Raw genomic sequence first — 11,626 nt, 5'->3', positions numbered from 1 at the left:
CTTCAGATTCGACCTCGCGGTCGACACCCTTGTCTTAAGCTATGGCTACTACTGCCTTCGCCATTCGGGACTTGAACCCTAAAGATAGCGCCCATGCTGGGCGCACTACAAAGAAGAGGACACTGCACCCGCAGTGTCCTCTTCTTCACTATGATGAAAATATATCTTCGAATTCATCTGGGAACGTGATATCGTCACCCGGCTTAGAATCATTCATGATTTGTCTAGCTTGCTCGATTTCGGCACGAAGCTTTCTTACTTGCTCCATAGGTTTCTTCACATAATGAATATACTCAACAGCAAGATGATGATCAGGCTTCTTACCGGAGAACATGCGCCGAAATGATGACATGGTTTGATAAGCCCGCTCTTCCTTCATTCTCTTAACCTCATATCGCTCAACAACCTGCTCAATCTCCCGAGCCTGCTGCTCTTTGCGTGAAATAAAAGCTTCCAAGAAGGGAAGTACTTCTGCAGCTTTCCTTGGTGTTCTTAGGGGCTTTCCATCCGCTCGTAATGCTTGTAGCATGATCCATCACCTATCTCTCCGTGTCAAGATTTATAACAGTAATGTTATTTTACACTAAAAAGAGTGGTTTGAGAACTATTAATTTAACAGTAAATCAATTCCAACGACGCCAATTGGGGTTCCCATGTCATCTATGACGGATTTGGACAGCGTAATACATGGTTTTTTTGTAATAGCTGACACGTACTCTTCCGAAATGAAGAGTTCACCTGCCATTGCACGCTTCCACCACTCTCTCCCTTTGGCATTTACCAAGCCAGCCTCTGGTTGAGAGAAAATAAAGGTTCCATCCGCGCGATTCGACCAAATCGCTTCAATACCAGCTGTTTTCTTCAAGATTCCGTGTAAATGAGAGGCATGTTTGTCTTCTACTAAAGATTTGATGTCAGGTACGCGAACAAGAGCATGCAATAATTGCTTCATTTCTTCAATGTTAACACGAATGGTGCCTTGCTTACTCTTCAGACCAACCGCTTGTATCGCCTGGATGAGTTCTCCTGAAGAACGATCCAGATTTTGATTAATATGCTGAAGTCTCGAAACCTCTTGGCGCTGTTTTTTCATTTGCTCCAGCGTATGCTCAACACTCGACATGGTCTCATTCATCAAATCCACAACTTCTCCCAAGGAAGTCCTAGTCCCCGTAACGAGGTAAGATTGGTGCTTCGTTGAGCTTGTTGTGCTTGCGACAAGGCTATTCACATGAAGGATCAAGGAGAAGATCGTATCGATCTTGCCTTTCATCACCTTCATCTCATCAATCCCATGTGTAACAGAAGCTTTCTCTTCGGCAACCGCGGCCACAACTTGTGAAACGCCGCTCTCAATATCAGCTAGGAGCTCGGAAGACTTCTGTACAGCTTCATGGCTTTGCGCAGCCAGCTTCTTAATTTCCTGTGCAACGACAGAGAAGCCTCTTCCATGCTCACCAGCTCTTGCCGCTTCAATCGATGCATTTAAGGCAAGCAGTGAAGTCTGAGCAACAACCTCAGTAATAAACGTATTGATTTCTTCAATCTTCGAGGTATGCTCAGTTAAATCTTGAATTTTCTTCTGCATCGTATCATTGTTCACATGCAGATCATTCATAACTTCATCTGTCGCATTTAAGGAACGGCAGACGTCTACGACCGTATCTTTCGTTTGTTCACTTTCCCGATGCATATGTAACGATGAATCCAATATTTGATCTGCTGCCGCAGCCACTTGTTGAATCGCAGCAAAGGCTTCTTGCAGCTGTCCTACAGCATGCTGACTTCTTCCCTTCAACTCCTTTTCTCCCTGAATGGAAGCATCGGCAATTTGGAGAAGATGACCGATGGAGCGATTCACCTCTTCAACCGCTGCTGCTAAGCGATCCGCAACAACCTGTGATTCTTGTATAAATGTACGGAATTGTTCCTCGTGATCTAGACTCCCCTGTTTCTGTGCCCGAACGGACACACTAGAACTAAATAATGTGCTTACACCCATAATGAGGAATACAACTACACTTGCCACCGTAACCCAGCCTGAAGCAGAAAATAAAGCGAATACATTTACACCTAGGCCAATAAGTACAAAACCGTAGAACCAAGCTTTCTGCTTTGAATCCGTCCACATCAGCAATTGGAACTCCTCCCAAAAGGAACAAATTGTTAGTTTTTGTTACATTATATCGAATATAGAAGGGCTTGAAAAGAAATAAAAAACGAAGACCCTTTCGGGTCTCCGTCTTTTCTGTGAACCTATTTTTTTATTTATTTTGGTTTTGTGTGTTGTTTTGTTGCTGCTTATTAGGTACCGCTACTTCCGTAGCAAATTCCATGTCTTGCGCTGCTTTCTTGTTGTTCTTGTTCTTTGCCATGTCAATCACCTCCTGTAAGAGTATGTTTTCCCAAACAGGATTTTTTATGAATTTCTTTTCAAATCAAACTGGACATTTACAAAGCCTTGGCAGGCGCAAGTATTTCATCCTTCAGCTGATTCCAAATAACCTCTGTCACTTTTCCATTGCCTCGTTTCACAACGAATACCTTAACGGTCTTCTTACCCCATTCTTTATAAACCTGATCCTTGGTATCAAAATACAGATCTATTTTTTTCCCTTTAATCGCACTTCCTGTATCAGCGACAACCCCATAGCCATATCCGGGTATGAATAAAACGGTTCCTAAAGGAAACACCTTCGTATCTGCCGCAATCGTTGATAATGCTTTATCATCTCGCTTGACCTTGATACCAGAATACGTGATTCCATAGGAAGGATGATTGGGATTTTTCCCAGTAGATTCCTTGCCAGCAAAATATCCAGTTGCTGTCACTTCAACAGCCGTATACTTAGATAGATCCGTATCTAGTTTCGGTACAAAACGGTAACTAGCTTGTTGTTGGCGCTCTTGTGCAACAGGCATTGCAACAGGAATTACAGTCCCTGCCTGATTATGCTGCTGCTGTACTCGTATATGGGTATCGGTGTTTGCCGCCCTATATTTACCTGGATTGCTAGCCTCTTCTCCGAAAAGCACGATCAAAACGGTGAGCATCATCCATGCCAATATCCATTTAGATTGCATCGAAGCATCGGTTATTCTCATTGCGTTAAGCCTCCCCCTACTACAGTAGGTTGTCCATTTCCTTTCATCAATAAACCTCCACATACAGACTCACTGATTAACATATCCTCCTTTTAGCAACTTATGCATGCATGAAAGGCTTTTTGGGGAACGCAAAAAAGCAGAGAAGTGAACATCACTTCTCTGCTTTTTATAGGAACAAATGGGAGTTACAGTTTGTTTTTGATTTCTTCTTGAATCAAACTGATAACTTGATTAATTGGCTGGGTACCCAAATCCCCTTGACCCCGTTTACGAATCGACAAGCTTTCATTCTTCACTTCGTTCTCGCCTACGACGAGCATGAAAGGAATTTTCTCCAGCTGCGCTTCCCTGATTTTGTAACCGAGCTTCTCATTGCGATTATCTGCTTCGATGCGAATACCTGCTTCTCTTAGTTTCTCTGTTACTTGATTAGAGAATTCCTCAAAAGCAGGTGATACAGGGATCACTTTCGCTTGTGTTGGCATTAACCATGTTGGCAACGCACCAGCGAAATTCTCAAGCAAGAACGCTGTCATACGCTCCATAGTGGAAATTATTCCTCTATGAATAACGACTGGACGATGTTTCTGACCATCTTCACCTGTGTACTCCAATTGAAAACGCTCAGGCAGCAAGAAATCAATTTGCGCAGTCGAAAGTGTTTCTTCCTTCTTCAGCGCTGTCTTGATTTGAACATCGAGCTTAGGACCGTAGAATGCTGCTTCACCTTCCGCTTCAAAGAACGGTAAGCCAAGCTCTTCAACGACCTCACGAAGCATACGTTGGGAAGTTTCCCACATTTGATCATCCTGGAAGTATTTCTCTGTATCCTTCGGATCACGGTAAGACAGGCGGAAACGGTAATCCGTGATTCCGAAATCTGCGTATACTTGACGGATCAAGTTAACAACGCGAGAGAACTCTTCTTTAATTTGATCCAAACGGCAGAAGATGTGGGCGTCATTCAAGGTCATCGCACGCACGCGGTGCAAGCCAGTCAAAGCCCCTGACATTTCATATCGATGCATTGTACCAAGCTCAGCGATACGAATAGGAAGATCACGGTAGCTGCGCATATCACTCTTATATACCATCATGTGGTGAGGACAGTTCATTGGACGCAGGACGAGCTCTTCATTGTCCATAACCATTTTCGGGAACATGTCTTCGCTATAGTGCTCCCAGTGACCGGATGTTTTGTACAAATCAACGTTTGCAAGTACTGGTGTATATACGTGTTGGTAGCCTAAACGCTCTTCCAAATCCACGATATAGCGTTCCATGGTACGTCTCAATTTGGCCCCATTAGGCAACCAAAGCGGCAAGCCTTGACCAACCTCGCGGGAGAAAGCGAACATTTTGAGCTCGCGGCCCAATTTACGGTGATCGCGTTTCTTCGCTTCTTCCAAGAGGTGCAAATGCTCATCCAGCTGTGCTTTCTTAGGGAATGCTGTGCCATAAATGCGTTGCAGCATTTTGTTCTTCGCATCACCGCGCCAGTAAGCACCAGCCACGCTTAACAGCTTGAACGCCTTAATGCGCCCAGTTGATGGCAAATGTGGTCCGCGGCACAAGTCGAAGAATTCACCTTGATCATAGATCGTCAACACGGAATCTTCCGGAAGATCACGGATCAATTCCAACTTAAACGGATCTTCCATCTCGGTGAAAATGCGTATCGCTTCCTCACGGGAAACAACGCGGCGCGTAATCGCAAGATTCTCGTTTGAAATCCGCTCCATTTCCTTCTCGATTTTCACCAAATCTTCAGGGTTCAACGGTGTTTCCAAATCAATATCATAGTAGAAGCCGTCCTCAATGACAGGACCGATCCCTAGTTTAACCGCTTTGTTGCCATAAATCCGTTTGATCGCTTGTGCCATCAAATGCGCTGTACTATGACGGTACATTTCTAGGCCCGCTTCGCTATCGAGAGTTAGGATTTCAACATCCGCATCATTATCTAAGGCAAAGGATAAATCAACAGATTTACCGTTTACTTTACCGCCAACTGCATTTTTCTTCAGTCCGGATGAAATGGATTCCGCCACTTGCTCAATGGTCGTCCCTACTGCATACTCTCTCACTGCGCCATCTGGTAATTTTACTTGAACAACCATCTAACATGCCTCCTAATTGTGTAATTGAACGCAAAAAAGCACACTACATCCCATAAAGGGACGAGTGCGCTCAGCTCGTGGTTCCACCCTAGTTCGATTCGCTCCTACCATGAAAGGTAAGTCGAATCCTCATCAGCATTCGTTAACGGGAATGATTCCGGTATTGTATAGTAACGAGCCTGCAAATCAGGTCGAATTCCACAATACGGCTACAAAGGGGTAAACAATCCGGTTCGCTGAAGGAGATTGCAGCCTGGTCTCCTCTCTCTGAGCAGTTCATACAGAAAGTTCTTGTCTTTGATACTAACGCCTTCGATCACTATTATAAATGGCGAAGAGGGCAAGGTCAAGGGGAGAGTTGATCCTGCTTCTTGCCATCCCCTAGATACAGGTCACAGGTACGGCAATAACTGCACACCGATGTCCGATCTTCAAAGATTTGTCGGATCGTCTTAATGATCGTCAGCTCAGGATCCCGCGTATGAATGTAAATGTTGGCGGGAGAAACCGTAATGAGTGTACTCACGATCATATCCTCGAAATTAATATCCTTCTCCAGCATTTCCATTCGAAAACTTGCGTCAAACTCATTCGCATCAATGGGCTCCATATGGTCATTCAAAATAACAAACTCATGGCCGCCTTTGTGAATGAGATGGGCTGCGGGTATTTTGGCCTCTTGAATATAGACGAAATATTGCAGAAGCGAAATAAATTCCTGATACTGGCGGTCCATCATATACTCATCAATCGCATATTCAGCAATCTCACGAAGCTCTTCCTTGTATTCCTGAATGCGAAATTTCAGAAATCCGTCTAAGCTGAGCTGAGGATTCTCCTCGAGCAATGCGATTAATTGTTCCTTTAGCAACTGAATACGACGAAGCCGGCTTGGGCCGCTGCTCATTAGCGGCAAGCCTTCCAGTTCACTCTCTTGGATCAAGGATTGCTTGCAGTAGCCTTCAATGGCTTCAAGGTCCGTCAGCTTCTCATATTTAAAATCCTTTGTGATCAGGTTACGTAAGATGCTGGATTCCTTGTCCTCTACAATGTGACACGCCAGCGCTTCTGCCAAGCAAGCTCTCACCTGATCTTCATGAACATGCGGGTCTTGGATGACACTCCCTGCTTCCGCTTCCACATAAATAAAAGCACGTGTTTCATACCAAGTGTACGTAGCCGTTAAACCATTTTGGACGATATGTAAATGCTGTAGCGCTTGCTTCACCTGTGCGCTCAGCGAACGTACATAGGATTCCTCGACATCGATTAGGGCAATTGCAAACAGTTCCATGTGCTCACTCCTTCCATCTATGCATCCTCCTCTTAAGAGTATATGGTCGATAGGAGGGAGATATACAACGAACAATTTGCCATTTCGGAATAGGGCTAAGGATGCAAAAAAGGAGCAGCACAAGGCTGCTCCTCACGAAAGTAACAAGGGCGTATTACAACTCTAAAAGAGCCTTCACGAGCAAGAAAGGGAGAACACCGATGGAGACAAAAGCGTAAAGGAATCCTTGCACAAAACTTTTGAGTAGTTTCACAAAAATCACTCCGATCTTCGATCTCAAATTTGTGGTGTTCCTTTATTGTATGCTTATTGACCCACGGTTACCTGAAGATAAGATTAATTTTACGCTTCAGGGACGAAAAAAGAAGCAGTTGGGAACTGCTTCTTCGTGATAATCTTTAGTTCTGCATCACAAAATCACGATCAATCTTCACATTCTCATCGTCAAACACACGCAGAATTTGATACTTCGTATTCCGCTGTGCAGGAATTTTACCAGCTTGACGGATAATGTCCAGTGTCGAGGACACGTTGACTTTGTGCGTCGTCCCCGCGGCGGATACGACGTTCTCTTCGATCATCGTGCTGCCGAAGTCGTTACAGCCGTAGCTTAGCGTTTGCTTGCCAACCTCAGGTCCCATCGTGACCCAAGAGGATTGGAAGTTCGGCACATTATCCAGCATAATGCGGCTAATGGCCAACGTTTTCAAATATTCTTCAGGCGTTACTTTCTCCGCCTTCATATTCGTGTTGTCCGGTTGGAACGTCCACGGAATAAATGCCAGGAAGCCTGGCGTATTCAGCTTCTGCAGAAGCACATCGTCCTGTGCATCACGGATACGCAGCATATGAAGCGCGCGCTCTTCCATCGACTCGCCGAAGCCAATAACCATCGTCCCAGTCGTATGCATGCCGATTTTGTGAGCAGTCTGCATGACGTCCATCCAATCACGCCATGAGCCTTTCAGCTTAGAGATCTTACGTCGTGTGCGGTCATCGAGGATTTCCGCCCCGCCGCCTGGCAAGGAATCTAGACCTGCTTCGTGTAATTGGCGAACGACTTCTTCTAATGATAAGCCATCAGAGACATCTTTCATTTTCATAATTTCAGCGGGTGAAAAGGAGTGCATCGTAATATCGAAACGCTTCTTAATTTCGCGCAAAATGTTCGTATAATAGCTAAATGGTAGATTCGGATTGGTGCCGCCTTGCATAAGAATCTCTGTCCCATCGACATCCAAAGTCTCTTGAATCTTCTGGAAAATCGTCTCATCCGGCAACACATAGCCTTCGGCCGAACCTGGTGGACGATAAAACGCGCAGAATCTGCAGTACACATCACAGATATTCGTGTAGTTAATATTGCGCCCAATGACGAAGGTCGTAATCGGATCTGGGTGCCACTTCTTCATAATCTGATTGGCGGTGTCGCCAATTTTCTCTATTTGATCGGATTCGAACAGCGTAATACATTCTTCTACATCAATTCGTCCGCCTGCTTGTGCTTTATTTAAAATGCGATCGATCGGTTTCATTGCAACTCACTCCTTTACTTTCTGAAGGCTCGTATCCATTTATCGTACCATATTCATGCCAAAAAAGCAGCAAAGCGCTGCTTTTTCCAGGTGTTATTCCATTGTAAATATGGATAATTTCTGAATAACGAGTCACTTAACCCCGCAAGGCTTGTTCCAAATCTTCAATAATATCTTCAATATCTTCAAGACCCACAGAGTATCTCACGAGACCGTCTGTAATACCGCGCAGTAAGCGTACTTCCTTCGGCATTGCGGCGTGTGACATCATCGCCGGATACGACAGGATACTTTCTACTGCACCCAAGCTTACAGCTACGAGCGGAATCTTTACTTTGCTCAGCAATTTCTTTGCTTTCTCGCCAGAACCAACATCAAATGAGACGACAGCGCCATAGCCTAAGGATTGCTTCTCGTGTATTTCTCTACCAGGGTGATTAGGCAGGCCTGGATAATAAACCACGTCAATATCAGGCTGCTCGGTCAACCAATGTGCTAATCTGCGAGCACTCTTCTCGGACATTTCCATCCTTGCTTGCAATGTTTTCATGCCGCGAATGAGCAGCCACGAATCTTGAATGCCGAGCACGTTGCCCATACCATTCTGAATTTGCTTCATCCGACGGCCGAGGCTGTCATTGGCTACAACCGCAAGTCCAGCCAGCACATCACTATGCCCACCTAGGAATTTGGTTGCACTGTGCAGCACGATATCGATGCCTAGCTCGATCGGACGTTGATGATAAGGTGTCATGAATGTATTATCCAGCATTGTGAGCAAATCATGCTCCTTGGCAAAAGCAGTAATCTCACCAATGTCCGTGATACGGAGCGTTGGGTTGGAAGGTGTCTCGATGAAGACGGCTCTCGTGTTGGAACGAAGGGCCGCTCTCACCTCTGCTATGTTCGTCATATCGACAAACGTAGATTCCACGCCCATCCGATTCATAATCGTTGTCAGCAAACGATACGTACCACCGTATACATCCTCGGTACAGATCACATGATCTCCTTGCGACAAAAGCATTAGCGCAGAAGAGATCGCAGCCATTCCAGAGGCGAATGCAAATCCGCGCGTACCGCCTTCTAGCAAGGCAATGTAATCCTCCAACGCTTGACGTGTCGGGTTACCGGATCGTGTGTAGTCGTACTCTTGGTTCGCTTCCAGATCAGCTTGATGAAAAGTTGAAGCTTGGTACAATGGCACGCTGGATGCCCCTGTCGCTTCATCTATTTCAGCACCGAAATGAATCAATCTTGTTGCAAATTTGCCATGCGGCTTACGTTTCTCTTTGTCTGAAGAATGGCTCATGATTGTGATGCTCCTTCCAGCTCGGCTTGCGCCGACTCCAGGGCATTCGACAAATCGGCGATCAGATCATCGATATGCTCGATCCCAACAGAGAAGCGTAGTAGACGATCATCGACACCAATTTGCTGTCTAATTTCAAGCGGAATGTCCGCATGTGTTTGTACGGCTGGGTATGTCATCAAGGACTCAACCCCGCCTAAGCTTTCTGCGAAAGCAATCAACTTAATATGACGAAGAATCGGTTCGATCAATCGAGCATCATTTACTTTGAAAGAGAAAATCCCTGTGTTACCGCTAGATTGCTTGTTTTGAATCGCATAGCCAGGATGTGTTTCAAGCGCAGGGTAGAACACATCAGAAATCAGCGGATGTGCCAATAAGAAGTTGGCGATTGCTGTAGCATTCTGCTCATGTCGCTCCATGCGAAGTGCGAGGGTTTTCATCCCTCTCATGAGAAGCCAGCTGTCTTGCGGTCCAAGCACGGCGCCAATAGAGTTATGAAGGATGGCCATTTGCTCTGAAAGCTCTTTACCCTTTGTTACGATCAGACCAGCAAGGACATCATTATGTCCACCCAAGTATTTCGTAGCACTGTGGATGACGATATCCGCACCAAGTTCAATTGGACGTTGCAGATATGGCGTAAGCAGCGTGTTATCGACGATGGATACGATGCCCTTCTTACGGGCCCATGTACATACGAGCTCAAGATCAGTAATCATCATTAGCGGGTTCGTTGGCGTTTCGATAACAAGACCCTTCGTATTCGCTTGGTAAGCGCCTTCGAGTGCATCCAAATCATTCGTATCGACATAAGTGGCTGTTACACCGAAACGGGACATGATTCTTTCTAGCAAGCGATACGTACCACCATATAAATCCAAGGAAACAATCAAGTGATCGCCTTGGCTGAAATAGGCGAAAATCGTTTGCAACGCTGCCATGCCTGACGAGCATGCAAAGCCTGCATCTCCGGATTCGAGTTGGGCAATAGCATCTTCAAGCACTTTGCGCGTCGGGCTCTTCGTACGAGCATAATCGAATCCCGTGCTTTGCCCTAGCTTAGGATGGCGAAACGCAGTTGCTTGATAAACAGGAAAGCTAACAGCACCTGTAACAGGTTCTTCAATAGAGCCAATTTGAGCGAGACGACTTTCGATTTTCAACAAGGGAAATTCCTCCTCGGGGTATGGGTCGATTTGATTTTACAATTGGGAACTTGCCCAGCTTTCATTAATGTTAACAGTCAACTCAAAAGGTGTTTCTTGATATACATAATAGTTCAGCCAGTTCGAGAACAGCAAATTCGCGTGTGCTCTCCACGTATTGTAAGGCAGTCTACTTGGATCGTTATTCGGGTAGTAATTGTTCGGGATATCGATCGGCAGCCCTTTGGCCACATCGCGGTCATACTCCCATTTCAATGAGCAAGCGTCATATTCCGAATGTCCAGTTACGAAAATATGCTTACCATCTCGCGTTGCGACGATATACACACCTGACTCATCGGATTCCGATAGAATTTCCAAATCCGGACATCGTTCAATATCTTCACGAGTAATATCGGTGTGACGTGATTGTGGAACATTGAACACTTCATCGAAACCGCGCAGCAGCTTCGTATTTGGAACGCTCACAGTATGAGGGAATACACCAAACGTCTTTTTGTCCAACGCATATTTCCGCACCCCGAAATGATGGTATAAGCCTGCTTGAGCGGCCCAGCAAATATGCAAAGTTGAAGTAACATTACGCTTACTCCATTCGAGAATTTGCGTAAGCTCTTCCCAGTAATTCACATCTTCGAATTCCATTTGTTCTACGGGCGCGCCAGTAATAATCATACCATCCAGCTTATCGTCTTTGATATCATCGAAGGTTTTGTAAAACATATCTAAATGTTCGTGAGACGTATTTTTGGAAGTGTGCGTTTTGGGATGCAGGAGCACGAACTCCACTTGCAGCGGCGTGTTTCCGATCAAGCGCAGCAATTGCGTCTCCGTCGTTTCTTTCGTTGGCATTAAGTTAAGCAGAGCAATACGAAGTGGACGTATATCCTGATGATACGCGACAGATTCGTCCATGGTGAAGATGTTCTCTTGGTTTAAAATTTCTTTGGCAGGCAGGTTGTCAGGAATCTTGATCGGCATCCTGTTCACTCCTCTTCTTTAATTTAGGTTGGGTACGAACATGTATAGAAAGCAAAAATGACCTTCTCTGGAATCAGAGAAAGGCCATAGAAAATCAAAGTCAATGT

Annotated in this window: 9 protein-coding genes; all 9 read right to left on the bottom strand. The window is 45.3% G+C overall.

The window, feature by feature from the left end; translation table 11 throughout:
* Positions 1-148: 148 nt before the first annotated feature.
* Complete coding sequence (locus AC58P7_RS31780) at positions 149-529, bottom strand: hypothetical protein (protein ID WP_497350101.1); 381 nt, start codon at positions 527-529, stop codon at positions 149-151.
* A 78-nt stretch (positions 530-607) separates the two neighbouring features.
* A complete protein-coding gene (locus AC58P7_RS31775) occupies positions 608-2,131 on the bottom strand; it encodes a methyl-accepting chemotaxis protein (RefSeq protein WP_497350104.1) in 1,524 nt (507 codons plus the stop codon).
* A gap of 320 nt (positions 2,132-2,451) precedes the next feature.
* Positions 2,452-3,105 carry a 3D domain-containing protein gene (locus AC58P7_RS31770; RefSeq protein WP_497350100.1) on the bottom strand — a complete coding sequence of 218 codons (654 nt, stop codon included), beginning with the start codon at positions 3,103-3,105 and terminating at the stop codon, positions 2,452-2,454.
* A 188-nt stretch (positions 3,106-3,293) separates the two neighbouring features.
* Positions 3,294-5,228 carry a threonine--tRNA ligase gene (gene thrS / locus AC58P7_RS31765; protein ID WP_497350099.1) on the bottom strand — a complete coding sequence of 645 codons (1,935 nt, stop codon included), beginning with the start codon at positions 5,226-5,228 and terminating at the stop codon, positions 3,294-3,296.
* Between the two features lie 346 nt (positions 5,229-5,574).
* The gene (locus tag AC58P7_RS31760) at positions 5,575-6,522 is read right to left on the bottom strand and encodes a putative sporulation protein YtxC (protein ID WP_497350098.1); all 948 of its coding nucleotides are present in this window, start codon (positions 6,520-6,522) and stop codon (positions 5,575-5,577) included.
* 398 nt (positions 6,523-6,920) lie between these two features.
* On the bottom strand, positions 6,921-8,057 hold the full coding sequence (gene mqnC / locus AC58P7_RS31755) for a cyclic dehypoxanthinyl futalosine synthase (RefSeq protein WP_497350097.1): 1,137 nt from the start codon (positions 8,055-8,057) through the stop codon (positions 6,921-6,923).
* A 136-nt stretch (positions 8,058-8,193) separates the two neighbouring features.
* Complete coding sequence (locus AC58P7_RS31750; protein WP_497350096.1) at positions 8,194-9,369, bottom strand: trans-sulfuration enzyme family protein; 1,176 nt, start codon at positions 9,367-9,369, stop codon at positions 8,194-8,196.
* The gene (locus AC58P7_RS31745; protein WP_497350103.1) at positions 9,366-10,535 is read right to left on the bottom strand and encodes an aminotransferase class I/II-fold pyridoxal phosphate-dependent enzyme; all 1,170 of its coding nucleotides are present in this window, start codon (positions 10,533-10,535) and stop codon (positions 9,366-9,368) included. The genes AC58P7_RS31750 and AC58P7_RS31745 overlap by 4 nt, the downstream gene beginning before the upstream one ends.
* Before the next feature lie 39 nt (positions 10,536-10,574).
* The gene (gene metA, locus AC58P7_RS31740; RefSeq protein ID WP_497350095.1) at positions 10,575-11,519 is read right to left on the bottom strand and encodes a homoserine O-acetyltransferase MetA; all 945 of its coding nucleotides are present in this window, start codon (positions 11,517-11,519) and stop codon (positions 10,575-10,577) included.
* Positions 11,520-11,626: the final 107 nt, after the last annotated feature.

This window comes from Paenibacillus sp. J22FR5, assembly GCF_059691975.1.
The sequence above is the reverse complement of the archived record's forward strand: the minus strand, read 5'-3'. Positions and strand labels throughout refer to the sequence as shown.